At 57.2% G+C, this 20,461-nt stretch carries 14 protein-coding genes; 3 read left to right on the forward strand and 11 right to left on the reverse strand.

All coding sequences use genetic code 11. From position 1 onward, the window contains the following. Nucleotides 1-337 precede the first annotated feature (337 nt). From IGS16_RS19100 to IGS16_RS19110, 3 genes are all read right to left on the reverse strand, one after another. Nucleotides 338-1,075 (reverse strand): SIMPL domain-containing protein, encoded by a 738-nt coding sequence (locus tag IGS16_RS19100; RefSeq protein ID WP_297088184.1) that lies wholly within the window; start codon nucleotides 1,073-1,075, stop codon nucleotides 338-340. A 286-nt stretch (nucleotides 1,076-1,361) separates the two neighbouring features. Next, entirely contained in the window at nucleotides 1,362-2,021 is a 660-nt protein-coding gene (locus tag IGS16_RS19105) for a Uma2 family endonuclease (protein WP_297088186.1), read from the reverse strand. 98 nt (nucleotides 2,022-2,119) lie between these two features. Further along, a complete protein-coding gene (locus tag IGS16_RS19110) occupies nucleotides 2,120-2,338 on the reverse strand; it encodes a hypothetical protein (RefSeq protein WP_068513819.1) in 219 nt (72 codons plus the stop codon). Nucleotides 2,339-2,595: 257 nt separating this feature from the next. On the opposite strand from IGS16_RS19110, the gene IGS16_RS19115 reads away from it, so the two are divergent. Then, nucleotides 2,596-4,791 (forward strand): phosphoketolase, encoded by a 2,196-nt coding sequence (locus IGS16_RS19115; protein WP_297088190.1) that lies wholly within the window; start codon nucleotides 2,596-2,598, stop codon nucleotides 4,789-4,791. A gap of 168 nt (nucleotides 4,792-4,959) precedes the next feature. Here the strand turns inward: IGS16_RS19115 and IGS16_RS19120 are convergent, their stop codons facing one another. The 7 genes from IGS16_RS19120 to IGS16_RS19150 form a co-directional block, all read right to left on the reverse strand. Further along, nucleotides 4,960-6,084, reverse strand: coding sequence for a hypothetical protein (locus IGS16_RS19120; protein ID WP_297088192.1), 1,125 nt, complete (start codon nucleotides 6,082-6,084; stop codon nucleotides 4,960-4,962). A gap of 477 nt (nucleotides 6,085-6,561) precedes the next feature. After that, on the reverse strand, nucleotides 6,562-7,857 hold the full coding sequence (purB, locus tag IGS16_RS19125) for an adenylosuccinate lyase (RefSeq protein ID WP_297088194.1): 1,296 nt from the start codon (nucleotides 7,855-7,857) through the stop codon (nucleotides 6,562-6,564). A gap of 86 nt (nucleotides 7,858-7,943) precedes the next feature. Beyond that, a complete protein-coding gene (locus IGS16_RS19130) occupies nucleotides 7,944-10,511 on the reverse strand; it encodes a mannose-1-phosphate guanyltransferase (protein WP_297088196.1) in 2,568 nt (855 codons plus the stop codon). A gap of 204 nt (nucleotides 10,512-10,715) precedes the next feature. Beyond that, nucleotides 10,716-11,738, reverse strand: a complete 1,023-nt coding sequence (purM, locus tag IGS16_RS19135) for a phosphoribosylformylglycinamidine cyclo-ligase (protein WP_297088199.1) — start codon at nucleotides 11,736-11,738, stop codon at nucleotides 10,716-10,718. Nucleotides 11,739-11,846: 108 nt separating this feature from the next. Then, the gene (locus IGS16_RS19140; RefSeq protein ID WP_367185826.1) at nucleotides 11,847-12,527 is read right to left on the reverse strand and encodes a Mo-dependent nitrogenase C-terminal domain-containing protein; all 681 of its coding nucleotides are present in this window, start codon (nucleotides 12,525-12,527) and stop codon (nucleotides 11,847-11,849) included. Between the two features lie 264 nt (nucleotides 12,528-12,791). Beyond that, nucleotides 12,792-15,515, reverse strand: a complete 2,724-nt coding sequence (locus IGS16_RS19145; RefSeq protein WP_297088203.1) for a CHAT domain-containing tetratricopeptide repeat protein — start codon at nucleotides 15,513-15,515, stop codon at nucleotides 12,792-12,794. A gap of 120 nt (nucleotides 15,516-15,635) precedes the next feature. Next, nucleotides 15,636-17,900, reverse strand: coding sequence for an FdhF/YdeP family oxidoreductase (locus IGS16_RS19150; protein WP_297088205.1), 2,265 nt, complete (start codon nucleotides 17,898-17,900; stop codon nucleotides 15,636-15,638). A gap of 383 nt (nucleotides 17,901-18,283) precedes the next feature. On the opposite strand from IGS16_RS19150, the gene IGS16_RS19155 reads away from it, so the two are divergent. Beyond that, complete coding sequence (locus IGS16_RS19155) at nucleotides 18,284-18,499, forward strand: NAD(P)H-quinone oxidoreductase subunit O (RefSeq protein WP_172355681.1); 216 nt, start codon at nucleotides 18,284-18,286, stop codon at nucleotides 18,497-18,499. 139 nt (nucleotides 18,500-18,638) lie between these two features. Continuing rightward, nucleotides 18,639-19,604, forward strand: coding sequence for a malate dehydrogenase (mdh, locus tag IGS16_RS19160; protein ID WP_297075223.1), 966 nt, complete (start codon nucleotides 18,639-18,641; stop codon nucleotides 19,602-19,604). Nucleotides 19,605-19,625: 21 nt separating this feature from the next. Here the strand turns inward: mdh and IGS16_RS19165 are convergent, their stop codons facing one another. Continuing rightward, entirely contained in the window at nucleotides 19,626-20,045 is a 420-nt protein-coding gene (locus IGS16_RS19165; RefSeq protein WP_297088207.1) for a LuxR C-terminal-related transcriptional regulator, read from the reverse strand. Nucleotides 20,046-20,461: the final 416 nt, after the last annotated feature.

The following is a 20,461-nucleotide window of genomic DNA, read 5'->3' on the forward strand; positions in this document are numbered from 1 at the left end:
GCGCTCCTACATTCACCACGCATGAGTGCATCGCTCCCAATTCCCATTTTCTGAGACGAAACAGCACCCGATAGATCGACAATAACAGGGTTGTCAGATCTGTGCCGAGTGCCATTCTCAATGAGTGGACTGACCTAGGACTGATACTTTACCTAATGCATCGCCAACAGATGCAGAACTAACAGATGGGCGTATCCCAGTTCTGCAAGTTTGCCCTCATCCCCCAGCCCCTTCTCCCCTTTTTGGGAGAAGGGGAGCCGGATTGGAAGTCCCTCTCCCGCTTTGAGAGGGGATTTAGGGTGAGGGTTACAAAAGTGGGATGCACCCTAACAGATACCTAATAGCGGATCTGGAGCGTGACGGTTGTCTGCACTTCCTGTTCCCCTCCAATGACAGGTGTAGGTGCAGCGGCAGAATCCATTGCCATAGACTGGCGCAACACAGGCATCGGCGGGGGCGCAGAGGCATGGTTGATCTGCACACCGACAATTTCTTGACGGCGCAGACCTAACGCTGCCAGGACAGTATCCGCCTGGGACTGGGCCTGCTGCACGGCTTCGCGGAGCGCGACCTGTTGGGCCTGGGCGATCGCCTCATCTGAGGCCACAAAGCTCACGCTGTCGATGCGGCTGGCCCCCGCTTTTACGGCTTCATCCAGCAGCCCGCCGGCCTGCTCGGTCGGCACGCGGAAGCTGACGGTGTTCGTGGCGGTATAGCCCACAAGCCGCTGCTCGTTGTTGTTGTAGTTGTAGACCGGGGTGAGGTTGATGCCTGTGGTTTGCAGCTTATCGACCTGGCGCGATCGCAGCAATTGCACAACTGCATTGGATCGACGCGCTGCGTCTTGCTGGGCGGCTTCTGCGGTTGCCCCCCGCACTTCTACCCCCAGGTTGACCTGGCTGAGCGTGGTGGGGATAAACTCGTTCCCGGTTCCCGTTACCGTCAACACGCGCGTCATCACTTCGTTCGCCATTACTGGATCGGGGTTTATCGGCATCAGGCTCAGCCCACCCACCGCCAACAGCACCGCCGAACTCAGCCCAAAGGCTGTGCGCGTCAGTCTGTTCGGTTTCATTGCCGTTTTTATCATAGAAGGCATCGCGGGTTTCATTGCTATCATCTCCTCATAGGAATGAATTTAAGGATGCTCCTACTTTGGCACTGGGCAGGAGAGACGGTACGTTCAGTTACACTTTTTGATACCCCATCTTTTGAAATGAAACCTAGCCGATCGACCTGATCGAGGCGGAAGCAGCATCGCCACGTCTGCTGGCAGAAATGAAGCCACCGGAGTCGATTGGTGAGTCGGACTACTGCAAGTTTGGCGCTTCGCCTTTGGGCAGAGATGGAGGAACATAGCATTAAGATGGGCGATCGCCCTTGTTCAGTCCCATTTGCTGACGCACGCTCTGACGAAATGCCTTCGCGGCTGCCAGCGGATTGGGATTGCGAACGCATTCACTCAGGAATTCCACATCCAGTTCAGGCAGCAATTCACTGTGCTGAACTAGCTCATAGCCAGCCGTTTGCAAAAACGATTTAGGAGCCTGTTCGCGGAGATGGTAAATCGAAAAGCGATCGCCCTGCCAAAACCAGACTTCTGAAATACCCAGCCGCCGAAACCGTTCTAGTCGGTTCATCCCGCCACTGGTGACGATGACTTCGATCGCCAAATCTGGAATCTCCTTCTCGCTGCCAATGCAATAGCTCTCGTCTGGCTCTAGCCCAACCTGTTGCTGTGCCTGGCGAAAGGTGGTAGACCCGGTGGGGAAATATTCAATTTCTGCTTCCAAGAAATAGATCAACATCAAATCCCCAATGCGAGTTTTTCTGGACTCATGCCGACGGCTCGGTGCCACAATTTCTAACACTCCATCTAAATAGTTCACCCGGTAGGCAAGGCTGTCGCCCCGTTCTGCCAGCAGCGTTTCATATTGCGCCCAAGAGACGTTGGAGATGAGCCGCTGTTCTTCCGGATCTTCGATTTGCCAATGGGTTGCCAGGTCGTCGAGGAGTTGCATGGCGGAGTTGCGATTTTGGATTTTAGACTTTGGATTTTGGATTTTGGATTTTGCAGGGCGATCGCCCTAGATAGCTAATTACCAAGCATTATCGCGAATTATCGCTGAGAATTTTGAAACATCTGCCGCAGCCACTCCCAGAGGGCGAACACGGGCTGCATGGCTTCGCCCAGGCTGACTCCAGTAATTCGCACCAGCACAAACAGCAGCACCAGGAGAATCGCCACATTAATGGCAAGCCGGATCGCCTTGGTGATCAACGAAAACACCAGCATCAAAATGAGAACGGCGATCGCCGCCGTGATTAACGTCTCCACGTCGTTTTAGCCTCCTGGCGCTGTGTGTCTGCTGCTTCCACCATACTCAGACACGGAGTTGGAAATGGCAACTCTGTCCAGACGTGCGATCGCTCCGCATCCCCTCGCTCACCCCAAACTCTAAAATCTAGAACCCAAAATCCAAAACTCCTGATGGCAATCATTGAAACCTGAATACCAATCTGGCTCCCCACCTAAGATACGATGATGTATTGTGTTTCGCAGTTTCTAGCGTTTATCTCAGCGGGGGATGTGGCATGACGGCAACCCAGATGGCTCCGGGGTTTTGTGAAGGGATTCAGTATTTTGGTGAAACGCTGCCAGGATTCGAGACCTACGGGGCTACACCTGCCATCGCTGAAGGGGCAAGGGCGATCGCCACGCCAACAGACCCCGCCGCTGTCTTCCAAACGCTGCTTTATGCCGACGCACTGCGCTACCTGACGGTGCAAATCTGCGGCAGCAAGGGGTCTGGGCACCCCGGCGGCTTTGCTAGTCAGGCTGAAGCGTATGCTGCACTGGTGATGCTGGGCTACAAAAACATCGTGACAGAGGTCGGCCACCATGCCCCTGGATTCTATAGCGCCATGTTCCTCGATCGCTCTCTAGAGGATATGGGCATTACCACCGTGCAGCAAATGCGCGATCGCTTCCGGGAGCGGCACGGACTGTTGGGTCACCTGTCTGGCTTCATTCCTGGTCTACTGGCTCCGGCAGGGCCGCTAGGCCAGGGGCAGCACTTTGCCATGGCCGGGGCGTTGCTGTATCCCGACACGCTATTTCCCTTTACCATTGGCGACGGCGGGCTAGGCGAACCCTACATCATGAGTTCGTTTATGCACTTCCACACAGCCTTCCCCGGTTCTACCAACTTTTTGCCCGTGCTGGTGTGGAATGGCTTTTCGCAAGAACACCACAGCATGGTGTCGCTGAAGACTAACGAGCAAATGCTGGCCTATTGGCATGGGCACGGCTTTGACGAAGTGGTGCTGGTGGATGCGAAGGACTTCGACGACCAGGATCAGCCGGGAGATTACGTCGATAGCACGGCCTTTTCCCTGAAGCAGCGCCTCGCCTTTACCCAGAGCGTGCTGGTGGGCGTGGATGAAGCGGCACGCTCTGCCCTCAGCGGCAAGCTAACCGCGTTTATCATCAAACAGCTCAAGGGCGCAGGGGTTCATGCCCGCGGCGCAAAGTCCCACAATCTGTATCCCAAAGACACGCTGGACGCGCCCCACATAATGGATGCGCTGAAAGCGCGATCGCTTTCTCCTGAAGCTTGGGCAATCGTGCGGACGAACTGCGAGCGGGCGGGCGGCGGCCCGGCATCGAAAACCGTGGTCACCGAGTTTGAGCGTCCCCTGCCGGATCTGGGGCCGCTGCCGCTAGAGGAATATCCGGTAGGGGGCGACCCCAAGGTTTCGACTACGGCAATGGGCAAGCTGGTGGGGCATGTGGGAACGAGCGATCGCACGTTTCTGGTCACCAACGCCGACGGCAACGAGGCATCGGGCATCGCCAACATCAACCAGGCGCTAAAGATCATTCACCCCACCGAAGACCCGCTTTATAACCAGGCTCCCACGGGTCAGGTCTATGAGCCGCTGAGCGAAGATGCCTGCGCGGGGCTGGCAGTTGGGCTGTCGTTGTTCGGCGGGCGGACGCTGTGGTGTTCCTATGAATCGTTTGCCATTAACGGGTTGCCGATCTGGCAGACGGTAACGCAGGCGATGGCCGAGCTACGCCGCAAAACGCCCGCGACCATTACGCTGTTTACGGCAGGGGCGCTAGAGCAGGGGCGCAACGGCTGGACGCACCAGCGCCCAGAAATTGAGGCCTACTTTGCCGCCATGATGCGGAATGGGAATGTATTTCCGCTGTTTCCGCCCGATGCTAACAGCGTGCAGGCTTGCTACGAATGGGCGCTGTCGCAGAACAACAAAGGTGTGGTGATTACCGCCAGCAAGTCGCCGCTGCCGATTCGCACGACGTTTGACCAGACGCGGCGGGCATTGGAACAGGGGGCGATCGCCCTTCACGACAGCACAGGCTCTAAAACCGTCGTGTTTGCGGTGGTAGGCGACATGATCCTTTCGCCCGTATTCGACGCAGCAAAGCTTTTAGAAGCCCAAGGCTTGGGGGTGCGGATCGTGTCGGTCATCAGTCCCCGTCGCCTCTACCGCCCCAGCGATACCCTGTGGGACATCTGCTCCGAGCCAGATGGTCATTTCCTGGACGATGCTGGATTTGAACACCTGTTTGGCGGCGATGCGCTGATCGGCGTGACGGGTGGAGCCAGTGCCATGCTGGAGCCAGTGATGCTGCGCTCAACCAGCAAGCGCGATGTGTTTGCCTGGAAGCGCGGCGAAACCACTGCCAGCGCTGGGGAACTGATGGCGCTCAACGGCATTACGGCCGAAGCTCTGGCTGCACGGGCGATCGCGCTAGTCTAATCGCGCTAGTCCAATAGTCTCAGCGCAATAACTGGAACGCAATACCTCAACCATCACCCGTTAGCGCCAGAAGTACCGTTGTGGCGGACTGCAAGAACTACTTGGCTCTAGGAACCAAGGACTACTTGGCTCTAGGAACAATGAAATCCTGGCAGAAGAATGGCTGTCCTAATTGGAACCCAGCGCTGCTTCCATCTGGGGAATTAGGTTGTCCTGTCCAACGATATTAAACTTCCAAACCGCACTGAGCCGCTCAGTTTCATCAGGATCGAAGTCAAGAATCACTAGAAAAGCTCTCTCTGGTGAAATAGAGAGACGTTTTCGACGATCGGAAAACTTCTGATAAGCATCTCGATCTCTTCCTGTTTTGCACTCAATCAGCAATGGCTTGCCTTCAACCACATAGAATAAATCCAGTTCAAAACTGTCCCCGTTTGAGAATTGAATCAGCCGATTCATTAGACGAGAATAGGATAAGTTTGAGCGTTGCAGAAAATCAGAAACTTTGTATTCTACAAATCTCTCAAACCAGCCCCCTGTGAAAAAGCTCCGCGTATCTGGTCTATTCCGCACACTTGCACGAATGATCTTTTCGCCCGGAAAATACTTGTATCGAGAAAAGAATAGGGTGTCTTTGTCCAAGTCCTTACCAAATTGGGTAATCGTTCCAATTTGCTTTTGGGAGGCTCTACTGAGGTGACAGGTCAGATTTCTCTCATTTGTGATTGACCACTTGATTTGTCCCAATAAGCGAGATAGCTGGGGCTGACCATCCTCGTCCTTATACTTATTGCCTAATCTAACGGCGTGCTTATTAAAAATTTCTTCTGTGTGAGGGTCAAGCTCAGGTTGATCCATGACAGAAACGCCTCTATTCGCCAGCCATTTGATGGCAGCCTCTTCACTTAAGCGTCCATCCAAAAGCTGAAGATTCTCAGCCTCTTCAGTCGTGTCTTCTGTAGAAGGATTTTCTATTAGGCTTGCTTTTGAATTCCTATCTAAGACGGGTTCGCTAAAGGGCGTATGTTCTGCTGAATCTGATTCCTCTAGTACGTCTGAAACGTGTTTTTCTGACAATTCAGGCAACTGAGGATAGGCATTTTCTTCCGGTTCCTCTGATTCAGGTAATAGGCGAGTTCTACGCCGAGCCAGAACCATTGAACTGGAGACTGCTCCTAAACCGCTGCTGGCGATGCTGGCAATAGAGTTTCTGGGGAATAGGGCTGAGGCTGTGCCACCCAGAACCATTGTTGCCAGCCCAACAACCAGTCCATCGGCTACCCATTTCTGCATGAGCTACGTAAACCTTGCGCGACAGCAGTCTCTAATGTTGTATATCAATCAGGAAGGTTCAGCAACTTATGTTTTTTTCAGGGATTAATTGAACGCCTTGCTCAAGCTTTTTAGTAACACTGCCTCAGAGGATCAATGACTTTTCATTAAGTTCTTACAAAACTTATTAAATGGAACTCCAAAGGATATGTCTAGGGTAGAGTTGATTCTCTACCCGAAAGAATACAAATTAGAAGAGATGAGACCAAGGCATTCAACGACCTAGGAAGCTTTAAAGCACTGCCTCGCACTTGAGCTCGCAAGTCTTCCTCTAGCTGCCGCCAGTCGTCCAAAGCGTAACCTACTTGTGCTAGAAACTTCGATTTGTCGTCCTTGGGCAATGACACTAGCAAGTAACGGGTTAGCTTTTCTTCCGCGATGATTGCATCTTGTGGCAGCAGCACTCTTTTGCAATCTTTGATCCTTCAGCATTCAGTCCTAAATATTCAGCCGCTGGTAGATCACATCCAGGTTTCGCAGGTGGTGGTTGGGATCAAAGCAGGCTTCGATTTCTTCTGGGGACAGGTGGGATTTGACCGTGGCATCGGCGGCAATTAGCGCATGAAAGTCCCCATCGGGCGTGTTCCAGGCTTGGTGGGCGCAGCTTTGCACGACGGCGTAGGCGGCTTCGCGGGCCAGACCCTTTTCGACCAGCGTCAGCATCACCCGCTGGCTAAAGACCACGCCACCGTAGACGTTCATGTTGCGCTGCATGTTTTCGGGATAGACCTGGAGATTTTTCACTAAGTCAGTGATTTCCACCAGCATGAAGTGGGTGAGGATGCAGGCATCGGGCAGCGCGACGCGCTCGACGGAACTGTGGGAAATGTCGCGCTCGTGCCACAGGGCGACGTTCTCCAGACCCGTCATGGCATAGCCGCGAATCAGGCGGGCCATGCCCGTCAGCCGTTCCGAGCGAATGGGGTTACGCTTGTGGGGCATGGCGGAGGAGCCTTTTTGCCCTTTGGAGAAGAATTCTTCCACTTCCAGTACGTCGGTGCGCTGGAGGTTGCGGATTTCTACGGCAAAGCGCTCGATGGAGGCCGCCAGCAGCGCCAGCACGTTGAAGAACTGGGCATGGCGATCGCGCGAAATCACCTGCGTTGAGGCAGTATCCGGCTGCAAACCGAGCTTCTGACAGGCGATCGCCTCGATTTGCGGATCGAGGTTGGCGTAGGTGCCCACTGCGCCAGAGATCTTGCCAACGGCGATTTCTTGATGGAGCTGACAGAGGCGATCGCGCCCGCGCAGCACTTCCGCCAGCCAGCCCGCCAGCTTGAATCCGAAGGTGATGGGTTCTGCATGAATGCCGTGCGATCGCCCAATCATCACCGTTTCGCGGTGCCGCTGCGCCTGAAAGCGAATCGCCTGTGCCAGCTTGTCTACGTGGGATTGCAGCACCTCCAGGCTGGCCACCAGTTGCAGCGCCAGCGCCGTATCCAGCACGTCGGAACTGGTCATGCCCAGGTGAATGTAGCGCCCTGCATCGCCGACATACTCATTCACGTTCGTCAGGAAGGCAATCACGTCGTGTCGCACTTCCGCCTCGATTTCTAAAATCCGCTTCGGATCAAACTGCGCCTTGGCCTTGATCGTCTCCACTGCGTCTGCCGGAATATAGCCCAATTCCGCCTGCGCTTCGCAGACCGCAATCTCCACCTGGAGCCACGTCTTAAACTTATATTCGTCCGTCCAAAGATTGCCCATTTCGGGCAAAGTATAGCGCTCGATCAAGGCTCTGCCGCTGAGTACAACCCATTTATTGTATGGGAAAGCGCTAGTCTTTCGTGCGTCCTGCGCGAAAAATCCACGTCGCGTTCCTAACCCATTTGCCAATCGGTGGAATGGTCGTCTAGCCCCACGTCGCGCTCCACAAAGGCAAGGACGGCGGCGCGATATTCCCGCAGGGTTTCATCGACCCAGCCGCGATCCACGCTGTCGGCGTAGAGATGCACCAGCGGTTCGCCGGCATCCGGCAGCACCAAGATCCAGCTATCGTGCTGCGGGTTAAAGATTTTTACACCATCAATTAGCTCAAGCTGCTGTGCTGGGTGCGTTTCTACCAAATGGCGCATGAGAGACCCCTTGGCTGTCCAGGGACAGCGGACGGTGATCATTTTGTGGCAGACGCGGGGTAGGTCGAGGCGAATTTGTCCCAGGGTGCGGGGGGCGCTGCTGGCAATGTCTTGCGATCGCAAACTCAGCATTTCGATCATCTTGGCAATGCAGAACATTGCGTCGAACCCTGGATGCAGTTGCGGAAAGATAAAGCCCATCTCGCCGCTGCCGCCCAGCACCACATTGGGATTGGTGTAGCAGGCTTCCATCAGGGCGGTGGGGTTGGCGCGGGTGCGGAGGATCTGGCCGCCGTGGCGACGGGCGATTTGTTCGGCAGCGCTGGAGGCATTCACGGGCACCACAACGGAGCCACGCGGATGCTGCGTCAGCACCATGTGAATCATCAGCGCCGTCAGCAGTTCGCCGCGAATCGGGCTGCCCGCCTCGTCTACCAAAATCAACTGCTCACCGTTGGCCGAGACCTGCACGCCGAAGTTGGCCTTCAGTGCCTCGACCACATGGCCCAACTGGCTGAGCAGCGCCTCTCGGTCTTGGGCGCTGGGCACGGTGGGATTGAGGCTGGCATTCAGCACCACCGCGTCGCAGCCAAATTTGGACAGCATTTGCGGCAGCACTGCGCCCGACACCGCATAGGCGTAGTCGATCACCACCTTGGAACTGTGGCTGCGAATGGCATCCAGCCGCAGGTGTCGCTCAAAGCTGTCGCAATAGATATCGCTGGCCTGATGCACCGTCACCACATTGCCGATTTCCTGAATTTGGGCGCGGCGAAAGTCTTCTTTGAAATAGGCTCCCTCGATCTTTTTCTCCTGGGCTTTGGACAAGTTAATGCCCTTGTGGTTGAAGAATTCAATCAGGATGTGATCCGATCGCTCTGGGTGAACGCGGACGTGGATTCCGGCGGCGACATTGCGGCTGGGGGCGACGGCGCGGGCCACGGGGATGGCGGTGGCCTCTAGGTTTTGCACATGCACGCCGACGGACATTAGACCCGCAATGAGTGATCGCGACACCATGCGCGAGATATTGCGCTGGTCGCGAGACACCGTGACCTGACTTCCTGGCTTTAGCGTGGAGCCAAAGGCCGCGCCCAGCCGCACGGCAAACTCTGGCGTGATGTCCACATTCGCCAACCCCGACACGCCCCGCTGCCCAAACAGGTTGCGGTGGGCGGCATGGCCCCAGATCAGGTTCATGTTGAGAATGGCACCCGGTTCAATGCGCTTGCTAGGCCAGATGCGGACGTCGGGATTGACCAGCGCCTCTTCACCAATCACAGAGAGGGAGCCGATGACCGCTCCTTCCAGGACGTGGGCGCGGCGATCGACCCGTGTGCCTCTGGCGGCTACGCAGGCCCGCAGGTGCGCTTCGTCGCCCACCGTAACGCCGTTCCACAGAATCGGGCGCTTCAGGTCGGCATCGGCTCCGACGGTCACATTGTCGCCAATAATCGTGCCTGCGGCGATCGCCGCTCTGGGGCCAATCCGGCAATTGCTGCCGATGATGGCAGGGGTGTCGATTTGGGCGGTGGGGTCGATGTGGGTGTTTTGTCCCACCCAGAGATTGGGCGATCGCTCTTCACTAGCAAACTCCAGCTTTACCCGCCGATAGAGCGCCGCATATTGTGCCTCGCGGTAGGCATCCAGATGCCCCACATCGCACCAATAGCCCTCCGCTGCATAACCATACAGGGGCAAATCCTTTTCCAGCAGCAGCGGAAACAGATCCTTGGAAAAGTCTGATTCCTCATTGGCGGGCAGGTAGTCCAGTACCTCCGGCTCCAGAATATAGGTGCCTGTGTTCACTGTGTCGGAGAAAATTTCGCTGCTGGAGGGCTTTTCCAAAAAACGCCGGATGCGTCCCTCCTCGTCGGTAATCACCACGCCAAACTCCAGCGGATTGGCAATATGGGCCAGCACCAGCGTCGCCTTTGCGCCCTTTTGTTTGTGAAAGGCGATCGCCTCGCTCAGGTTAATATCCGTAATGCTGTCGCCGCTGATCACCAAGAAGGTTTCATCCAGCAAATCCGCCACGTTTTTGACGCAGCCCGCAGTCCCCAGCGGTTCGTCTTCCTCTACGGCGTAGGTCATCTGCACGCCAAAATCGCTGCCGTCCTGAAAGTAATCCCGCATCACGTCGGGCAGATAGTGCAGCGTGGCGATGATTTCTGTAATCCCGTGTCGCCGCAGCAAGTTAATAATATGCTCGGCGATTGGGCGATTCAAAATGGGCACCATGGGTTTGGGCAAATCGCAGGTCAGCGGTCGCAGCCGCGTGCCCGAACCCCCTGCCATTAGCACTGCTCGCATAACGCCTCCATTAGCCCGTTATTGCAGCGATCCTCAGTCGCGGGCTATAGCTCTTACTGTGACAGATTCAGATGATGAGAAGGCAGCCGAAAAAGATTTCGTTTTGTTAAATTCCCAGCGCAGCCCTCCCCAGGTCGTCAGCAATAAACCCAGCAATCGCAGACATCGGAGCTGAATCAGCAATCCTCGATCAGCAATCACAAATCATTCAATCAGCACTGCTCCTTGCCCTGCAACAACTTCGCCCAGGGCCCACGCTGCTAATCCCTGGGTTTGGAAAAAGCGGCAGGTTTCGTCAGCGCGATCGCCCGGAACCAGCACCACAAAGCCAACGCCCATATTAAAGGTGTTGAACATCTCAGCGCGCGGAACCGATCCCGCCGATTCCAGCCAGGTGAATATGGGTGGAATCGTCCAGCTTGTGGGGTCTACGCGCACGCTCTGGCCCTCGCCCAGAACACGGGGCAGGTTTTCAGGCAGGCCGCCACCCGTGATGTGGGCCATGCCGTGGATGGGCAGCCTAGCCCGCAGCGCCGCCAGCACGGGCGCGACGTAAATGCGGGTCGGCGTGAGCAAGACCTCGCCAAGGGATGCATCTCCCAGTTCCGGCAGAGATTCGCTCAGATCCAGACCGGCCTGTTCCACAATTTTGCGAACCAAGCTAAAGCCGTTGCTGTGAATCCCGCTGCTGGGAAGGGCGATCGCCACGTCGCCCAGTTGCACCTGCGACCCGTCGAGGATCTGGCTCTTTTCCACAATGCCCACGCAAAAGCCCGCCAGGTCGTATTCCCCCGGCAGGTAAAACCCCGGCATCTCCGCCGTTTCGCCGCCCAGCAGCGCACAGCCCGCCTGCTTGCAGCCGTCGGTGATACCCGCCACCACGGCCGCGAGCTGGTCTTCATCCAGCTTGCCCGTCGCCAGGTAGTCCAGAAAAAACAGCGGTTCCGCGCCGCAGGTCAGCACGTCATTCACGCACATGGCCACTAGATCAATGCCTACGGTGTCATGGCGATCGCACTGGTGCGCTAGCTTCAGCTTTGTGCCCACGCCGTCTGTCCCCGACACCAGCACGGGTTCTCGATAGCCCGTCGGCAATTGAAATAGCCCGCTAAATCCGCCAATGCCGCCCAGCACCTCCGGGCGATGTGTACTGGCGACCATTTCCCCAATCCGCCGCACAAAGGCCCGTCCCGCCTCTACGTCTACCCCTGCCTGCCGATAGTCCATGAGTTCCTGCGTGTGGAGTGCAAGGGAGTATTTTACAGGGATCGGGGGTCAGGGGTCAGAGAACAGAACTCTAACCCCCAAATCACTCCCTGCCTTCCCATCCCTCTGTCAGCAATACGGCGTTACATCCTCGCCGCAGTCGTCCGCCAAATAAGAGAGCGCCCGAAACCGCAGCCCAACCAACTGCTCATACAGCGGATTGAGCTTGCACATGGCGGGGATGTGGACGATCTTGCGGCCAAACAGCACCACATCGCGCTCGAAGGGGCACTGCGGCGGGATCATTTTGCACAGGAAGCGGGCCAGTCGCGGATCTTGCACTTCCAGCCCGTCTAGCCACTCCTGCACGGGGGCCAGCACAGGGAGATAGTGGTCATCGCCCAGGTCAGCGAATCGATCTACGGTGCCGCTCTCGCTTATCTCGGTCAACGTGTGGCGCAGCGAATCTAGCACGGCGGGCTGGAGGTTCAGCGCGGTGCAATAGTCCTGAAGCAGGCGGTCTTCGGCGGCAGAGTAGGTGCCATCGGCGATCGCCACCATCACCGCAGTCCGCAAAAAGTTTTCGGCCGTTTTCGGGTCGTTTCCCAGACCTTCGGCGACGGCTTCCGGCATGATGTGGGCTGCGCCTTCTAACTCGGTCTTGGGCGCTAGCTCGATCTCGGTCAGGTCAGAAATCAGCGCTTTTTCCTGCTCGTCAAAATTGCCGTCGGCCCAGGCGAGAGCGAGGAGGCCACGCAGCCAGACCGAAATCTGCTGATTGCTATAAGGGGATGGCACTGCGCCAGTCATACGAAGAGAAAACGGAAGAGAAAGAGTGAGGGTCATGGGGCGAAATCCATCACATTAGCTCCATGCTAACGGGGCGATCGCCCGTGCAGGGCTGCCCCCTCGATCGGAAATCCCGAACCTGCATGGTAGAGATGACAGACTTGCAATCTGTCGCCTATGTAGCCAATACGATCCATTCCACACGGCATCACTTTACCAAATTTCGAGAGCCTGGCCATGCAGCCTGTTACGCTGCTACACACCCTGCTTCACTAATCTGCTTCACTACTCTGCTTCACCCATCAGCACAAACGCGCCCCAGTCGCGGGAACTGGGGTATTGCTGCATCACAGTCAGCATCGCCTGACGCAACGCCTGGGCTCGGTTGGGATTGTGCTTCAGGTTTTGGTAAAAGGCAGTCATCAGGGCGGCTGTGGAGTCGTCGGGCACGGCCCACAGCGATACGACGACGCTGGATGCACCCGCCGAAATAAAGGAGCGCGACAGCCCAATCACACCATCGCCCGTAATCTTGCCACGCCCCGTATCGCAGGCGCTCAGCACCACCAGATCCGTATTTGTCAGCGACAGCCCCAAGATTTCGTTTGACGTGAGCAGTCCGTCGGAGTTCGCAGTAGGAGCCAGCGCCAGCGCCCCTGGTACGCCCAGTCCGGCTACGTCATCCAGTAGACCATGTGTTGCCAGGTGAATAATGCGGGCGTTGGCCATGCGCTGGGCGATCGCCGTTTCGCTAGCCTGGCTCCCAGTAATCGCCTGCGTGTCAAGGATTTGGGCGATCGCCTGGGCTTCATGCTCGGCATAGGGCAGGCTGCCGAGGGGCTGCGGTGGCTCCCCAACGCTGGGCATGGTGGGGTTGCCCACGATCAGGGGAGAAGCTGGACCCCGCCGTTGGCCCTGTCGCGCATGGGTTAGCCCTAGAATCTGAATCGCCGGAGCCGTGCGGATGGTGTGTCGCTCGATCAGAAATGAACCGTCTGCGCCTTGCAGTGTTGCAAAGGGGACAAGATAAAGCTGTCCTTGCGGAATGAACACCACCTGCGCCGTTGGGTTGCGGGGCAGCAAATCGGCGATCGGCTCAATCAATAGCTGATGCAGGGTTTGCAACTTGCGGCTGATGCGGCGGGTGGGGGCGGCGGGCGCTGGCGTGTTTGGGAGGGCACGGCTATCCCGCAGGTCGCTGCGGGTCTGCGACACCAGGCTGGCAACCTGCACTTCGGTCGCAGTTGCGCCCCGTCCGAGGGCGGCGGCGACGCGAGTTTGCTCAGCGGTGTCTTCGATCGAAAGCGTCGTTTCGGGCAGGGTGGTCTGGCGAAACTGAATGTCTCCATCGGGGCGAATCACCCAAATGCCCAGACGATTGCGATCCAGCAGGGTATATTGCACCAGCGTTGCCTCTTGCTGTCGGGCAATTTGGCGAATTTCGGACAGCGAGGGGGGCGGCGTTTGCAGTCGGAGGGCGGCCTGTGCCGAGAGCCGCTGCGCCACCAGTTCTAAAAAGGCGCGAGATCGTCCCCGTTCGGCAATCAGCAGCGCTTCCTGGGTTTTGCCCAAGTCGATTAGCACTTGCTGAAGCAGGCGATAGGTGGAAGCTTGCGTTTCAAACAGAGACACCTGGTCGGCATCGCTCAGCCCTGGCCGCAGGGATTCCCAGATATCCACTGCTTCGGTCAGAGCATCGGCTGCTGCTTCTAGGTTGCCCTGATCGACCAGCGCTTCCCCCAGCAGCGATAGCGCCCGTCCCTGATTAGGGCGATCGCCAATCTCTCGCAAAATCGCCAGCGCCCGCTGATAGTGCGCGACGGCTTCGGCTGGCTTGCCCTCGTCGGTGAGCAACTGACCTAGTTCGCCGAGGGCTTGCCCTTCGCCCGCGCGATCGCCAATCGACCGGGCGATCGCTAGCGCCTGTTCATACTGCTGACGAGCCGCCCGCAGATTGCCCATTGCGGCGTAGGCGCTGCCCAACACCTGCCGCAGTGCGCCCTCATTGGGGCGATCTTCCAGTTGCGTGGTGATTTCAATTGCCGATTGCAGCAGCGGCACGGCCCGGTCGGGTTCTGTGGTGCGGGCGTAGACGGTGCCCAGGCTGCCCAGCGTGTAGGCTTGTAGGCGGCGATCGCCCACACCCCGCGCCAGTGCCAGTCCTTCCTCCAGCACGGCCACCGCCCGCGACAGGTTGCCCAGGCGGGTATACAGTTGCCCCAAGCGCTGCAACACACCCGCCTGCATGACCCGGTCTTGCCCCTGCTGTGCCAGTTCCAGCGTTTTTTGATAGCTTTCCAGCGCAGCCGGATAGTTGCCCTGCTCAGTGTAGGTATTGCCCAGGTTGCCCAGCACATTCGCCTGACCGCGACGGCTATTCTCCGCCTGGGCGATCGCCAAACTTTGCTGAAAGGCGGCGATCGCCTCGTCGTAGCGTCCCTGCGCCCGATGCACAATGCCCAACTGATTGAGTACGTCGTACTCACCTTCGCGATCGCCCATTTGCTGCGTCAGCGGCAGGGCTGCCTGAAGACGGGCGATCGCCTCGTCATATTGCCCCAGCCGCGTATACAGGAACCCCAGATTAGACAGCGCAAAACTGACACCCCGGCGATCGCCCATTGCTTCTGCCACTGCCAGACTTTGCTGAAACAGACGCAGTGCTGCCTGCGGCCGCCCAATCGCCTCCTGAATCGCCGCCAGGTTGCCCAAGACGCGCCCCTCACCCACCCGATTGCCTGCTTGCCGATAGAGCCGCAACGCCTCCTGCCACAGGTGTTCGGCCGTATCCCACTGGCGGCGCTGAAACTGACTTGCGCCCTGTTGCAGCCGCTCATCCGCTTGTTCTGTCAAACGGGCCTGAGCAGAGGGAACCGCTTGGGCCAAACGGGGCAACGGCTCCGCAGCAGCACGGGCCGGCAGTGCCGCCAGCGGCAACACCAGCAGCAGGCTAAGCCACTGCGCTCGATTTGAGCCAGACGAGCAGCGTGCAAACAATGAACGTGGCATAGGGCAGAAATTTCGTGGGAAGGGCTGTAGCAGATTACGGCCGATGAAAACGCTATCCAGCAGGATTCCCAGATTTTGCCCAAGGCTCAAACCATCCCATGAAAGACGTTTGCTGCCGCCTTACCTGTTGCCCTCAACCCACACGGGCACTCGCTTGTAGCCCGGCGTGCCGCAGCGCTTGTCCGTTTTGGCATGAAAAATTGCGTTCACTTCGGGATAAAACATCAGCGCCGCACCGGGACGCACCGCCCCGAAAATCACTTCCACGCCGTCTAGCTGACCCGCCTCGCCCCGCACCGTCACCCTCTGGTGTTCTGCAAGCCCAGCGCGGGCCGCGTCTAGCGGATTCAGCAAAATGCAGTGGCGATGGGGCATCCCTCGATAGCGATCGCCCTCCTTGTAGACCACCGTATTATGCTGCGAATAGCTGCGGGCCGTGATCAGCGCCAGCACCAGCCCGGTTGTGCCATCGGCCGCGCCAAAGTGACTGGGGTCGGGCAGCGACAGATCGGGCAGCGGTGTCAGCTTCATCTGCGCTTTGCCAGAGGGCGTTTTGAACTGGGGCTGGGTGAGGATGCGCCCCGAAATGGTGAACTCTTCGCCGCCGTCGTCCAAAGCTGAGATTTTTTCGTAGCCAGGAATCGTTTTGGCAATCAGTTGGCGAATATAGCGCGTATCTTGCAGCTTGCGCCAGTCTACCGGGTCGTTGCCCAGCAGCCGATGCGCTAGTTCTGTGAGAAATGTAACTTCGGCAATCAGATCTGCCTGCTTCAGATGGGTCTGACCCGGATCATTCATTCGCACAAAGTTGTTGCCCGACTCCACCGTGGTTTTGTGCGGATTTTCAAAGCGGTTGAAGACCGGAATCACAATCGTATTCGTTTTGGCCAGCCCGTGAAAGTGTCCCGGATTGGGCTTGGTCGCCAGATAAATAATCGTGTCGATGTTGCCGAGGGCGCGTTTTGCCTGGGCGGTGTCGGGGTTTGCGCCGTAGAGGTTGCCACCCAGCGCCAATAGCGTATCGACCTGACCGGCCTCTGCCGCGTCGATCAGGTCGCGAGTATGATAACCCGGCGGCAAGTTGAGCGATCGCCCCAGCAGCTTTTCTAGCGCCTGCTGAATCTCCTGCTTCAGCTTCACCGTCACGCCCATCGAGCCAAAGCCCTGAACGTTGGAATGTCCGCGAATCGGCATCACGCCTGCGCCGGGTTTGCCCAGGTTGCCCGTCATCAGAGCCGTGTTCACAATATTCCACACGTTGTCCACACTATTCGCGTGGTGCGTAATGCCCATCGCCCAGGCAAACACGACGCGCCTTGCATTGCCAATCATCGCCGCCGCCGCTTCAATCTCCGGCTGAGACACGCCGCATCCCTGGGCGATCGCTTCCCAACTTGTGCTGCGGGCCTGTTCCACCACCGCTTCCCAGCCTTCGGTGTGCGCCTTGAGGAAGTCCCAGTCCACCTGATTGCGCTCCAGCAGCGCCTTTTGGATGCCCGTCAGCAGCGTCACGTCGCTGCCAGGAATGGGCTGCAAATAGTGGGAGGAAATTTCTGAGCCGGGAATGAGCGATTTCAGCGGAAAGGCTGGCGAACCGAACTTGACCAGCCCCACCTCCATGATGGGGTTGATCACAATTACGGAACCGCCGCGATCGCGCAATTTGATTAGCTCATTCATTAGGCGCGGATGGTTGTAGGGCGCATTGGAACCCATCAGCACAACGCAATCGGACTGCTTCAGCCCCTCCAAGCTGACGGTCGAGGTACTGGTTCCCAGCACTTCTTTTAACCCCACGGTGGAAGGAGCATGACACAGGTCGGAACAGTCGGCGAGATTATTCGATCCCAGCGTCCGCAACAGGAGTTGCAGGAGGAATGCAGCTTCGTTGGAACTGCGCCCCGAACTGTAGGACGCAATCCGCTCAGGTGATTTTTGGAAGGCAGCAGTGGCGATCGCATACACCTCATCCCAACTGACGCGCTCATAGTGCGATCGCCCCGCCCGCAAGATCATCGGCACACTCAGTCGCCCCAGTCGATCGGCTGCCATTGAGGACAACTGCTGGAGTTCTGCCACGCTGTGCGTCTCAAAAAACTGCGGCGGCACGGCTGGCATTAGCTCCGCCATGATCGACTCAACGCTTTTCATGCAGCGCTGCATCGACTCGTCTAGCTCGTTGCGAAAGCCACCCTTTTGCCCACCCGTGCCCCACGCACAAGATAAACAGGCGCTCTTGTGCATTAGCGTTTGCCAAAGCTGCGGCCCTTCGGGTGTCAGCGTTTGCTTTGCCCAATATTGCACCACGGAAAGCCCACCACCCTGGTCGGGCGTGTCGGCATTGGTCTGGCTGTGGGGCGGCTTGGGCTGGGGAGTTGGAGACATGAGCCGTTGTGAGGAGCGGGGTGACGAATTGCAATGGAGTGGTATTTCTAATCCTTAACAAAAGGCTACCGCAGGACTGGTTGCAGAGGATGCCTCTACAGAAGGAGTCATTGGTTCTTACCAAAAAGTTTAGGGCGAACCCACTGTTCGTAGTGGCGACTTCAGTCGCTCTATTCATGGCTAGCCCCTCAGAGGCAGGCTAAAGCCTGTACTACAAACTAGGGTCAGAACTTCTGCCTCGGAGTACTAGCCCTAATCTACCGACCCTTGCTGCTATACCCTGCGAAGGGCATGATAGTGAAGGGCTTGATACAAGCCGCAAGGTATCGTAAGTTCCATATAATCCCAAGATAGTCACAAGATTAAACACAGGACGAGAAACGATGTCAGTCAAAAAGGGCGATGTGGTGCGCGTAGTGCGCGAAAAGCTGGAAAACAGTCTGGAAGCAGCGGCGAGCGACACGCGCTTTCCGTCCTACATTTTTGAGACCAAAGGCGAAGTGCTGGACGCACGGGGCGACTACCTGCTGGTGCAGTTTGGCCATGTGCCGACGCCGAATATGTGGCTGCGAGCCGATCAATTGGAAAAATTTGAGTAGATTCGCAGGATTCGCGGAGGGGATCGCGTACCCTACGCAATAGAACCCCAGCGGAACCGGGCGATTCTCTACGAGACGGCAAAGCCGAAGGCACTTCACCAGTCTCGCCCAGGCCGCTCTCTTAGCGAGTCCCAAAGCAATGTCTACTACGTCCCACGCGCCCAACGCCTGCACCCCCACCCGTGTTGCCATCATCGGCTCTGGCAACGTTGGCAGTACGCTAGCCCAGCGAATTGCAGAGCGAAACCTGGCTAATGTGGTGCTGCTGGATATTGTGGATGGGCGACCCCAGGGCGTGGCGCTGGATTTGTTGGAGGCTCGCGGCATCGAGGGACACGATCGCCAGATTGTGGGCACGACAGACTATGCGATGACGGCGGGTTCCGATGTGGTGGTGATTACCGCTGGGCTGCCCCGTCGCCCTGGCATGAGCCGCGACGACCTGCTGAAGACCAATGCCGCGATTGTGATGGAGGCGGCCCAAAAGGCGATCGCCCAATCCCCCAACGCCATTTTCATCGTCGTTACGAACCCGCTGGATGTGATGACCTATCTGGCGTGGAAAGCGACCGGGCTGCCGCCAGAGCGGGTCATGGGCATGGCAGGGATTCTCGATTCGGCCCGCTTTCAGACCTTCATTGCGCTGGAACTGGGCGTGTCCACCGCCGACGTGAGCGCAATGGTGATGGGCAGTCATGGCGACCTGATGGTGCCGCTGCCGCGCTATTCCACGGTGAACGGCATTCCCATCACAGAACTGCTAGACGCAGACACCATCGCCCGTCTGGTTCACCGCACGCGCAATGGTGGCGCAGAAATCGTGGAACTGATGCAGACGGGCGGTGCATACTATGCGCCTGCGTCTTCCACCTGCGTCATGGTGGAAACGATTTTGCTGAACAAGTCGCGCCTGCTGCCGATCGCCTCCTATCTGCGGGGCGAATATCGGCTCAGCGATATCTTTATCGGTGTGCCCACGCGACTCGGCTGCGGCGGCGCAGAGAGCGTACTAGAGCTACAGCTGAGCGACTCGGAACTGAAGGAACTCCACAGTTCGGCGGCGGTAGTGCGTCAGGGTATCGATCGGGCAATGGCCCTGCTTTAGCCGTGCTAATTTTGCAGCACGCTAGCTTTGCAACACATTGTCCTGCATTAGGCGGGCGACCATCGCGGCGCGAGACGAAACGCCCAGCTTGCCAAAAATGCGGCGTAAATAAGTAGAAACCGTGCAGGGGCTAATTTTAAGCGTGCTGCCGATGGTTTTGTTGGGTAACCCCTGGGCAATCAGACGGGCGATCGCCAGTTCTCGCGGGCTAAGGCAAACCGCCTTGGCATCTGTCGGCTTGCGACGAACCAGATAGAACTCGGTTTCGTCAATTTTTAGTTCAAAAATGACTTCATTAATCGTTTCTTTTGCATCCTGAAAGACCTTGATGGGCTTCCAAAATACGGCGGCTTGGCTGAGCAGGCGAATCAATACGTCCCGCTCAAGTCGATTCAGGTCGAGGGAGTCTGAAACGTTTTTATTGCTGTTCTGGGTAGTCATTATGTTCATTTAAAAGCCTGGAAAAAATTTCAGAACTGATGCTGCTTTCCTGAAACTTAGCCTCCATACTTTGAGATAGATCGACCGAGGTTGAACGATTAAAATTGCTCGACGTAAATGAGATTTTTGGTCGAATAGCTTTTATTTAAGCGGCCCTAGAGGGCGATCGCCATTCCCCCATCGGGTACTGACAGAGCCGACCTGACAGAGCCGACCTGACAGAGCCGAAAGTACAAAGCCCAGGGACTCTCTCTGCCGCCATACTTCTAATCTAAAGTTTTGTTCAGAATTGCGTAACGCTTAACTGCATTCAAAATGTCATTCAAATCGATGACATCTATTTCAATGACCCTGCATGGATGTCATCAAAACGTGTGACTGCTCAAGCGATTCGCCTCAAGCTATAGCTAGAGATG

The sequence above is a fragment of the Thermoleptolyngbya sp. C42_A2020_037 genome (genome assembly GCF_015272455.1).
GTDB lineage: Bacteria > Cyanobacteriota > Cyanobacteriia > Elainellales > Elainellaceae > Thermoleptolyngbya.

Bases quoted from the DNA above. Each gene is read 5' to 3' on its own strand.
- IGS16_RS19100 (WP_297088184.1), bottom strand. From the start codon at position 1,075: ATGAAACCGAACAGACTGACGCGCACAGCCTTTGGGCTGAGTTCGGCG.
- IGS16_RS19105 (WP_297088186.1), bottom strand. From the start codon at position 2,021: ATGCAACTCCTCGACGACCTGGCAACCCATTGGCAAATCGAAGATCCG.
- IGS16_RS19115 (WP_297088190.1), top strand. From the start codon at position 2,596: ATGACGGCAACCCAGATGGCTCCGGGGTTTTGTGAAGGGATTCAGTAT.
- IGS16_RS19120 (WP_297088192.1), bottom strand. From the start codon at position 6,084: ATGCAGAAATGGGTAGCCGATGGACTGGTTGTTGGGCTGGCAACAATG.
- IGS16_RS19130 (WP_297088196.1), bottom strand. From the start codon at position 10,511: ATGCGAGCAGTGCTAATGGCAGGGGGTTCGGGCACGCGGCTGCGACCG.
- purM (WP_297088199.1), bottom strand. From the start codon at position 11,738: ATGGACTATCGGCAGGCAGGGGTAGACGTAGAGGCGGGACGGGCCTTT.
- IGS16_RS19140 (WP_367185826.1), bottom strand. From the start codon at position 12,527: ATGACTGGCGCAGTGCCATCCCCTTATAGCAATCAGCAGATTTCGGTC.
- IGS16_RS19145 (WP_297088203.1), bottom strand. From the start codon at position 15,515: ATGCCACGTTCATTGTTTGCACGCTGCTCGTCTGGCTCAAATCGAGCG.
- IGS16_RS19150 (WP_297088205.1), bottom strand. From the start codon at position 17,900: ATGTCTCCAACTCCCCAGCCCAAGCCGCCCCACAGCCAGACCAATGCC.
- IGS16_RS19155 (WP_172355681.1), top strand. From the start codon at position 18,284: ATGTCAGTCAAAAAGGGCGATGTGGTGCGCGTAGTGCGCGAAAAGCTG.
- mdh (WP_297075223.1), top strand. From the start codon at position 18,639: ATGTCTACTACGTCCCACGCGCCCAACGCCTGCACCCCCACCCGTGTT.
- IGS16_RS19165 (WP_297088207.1), bottom strand. From the start codon at position 20,045: ATGACTACCCAGAACAGCAATAAAAACGTTTCAGACTCCCTCGACCTG.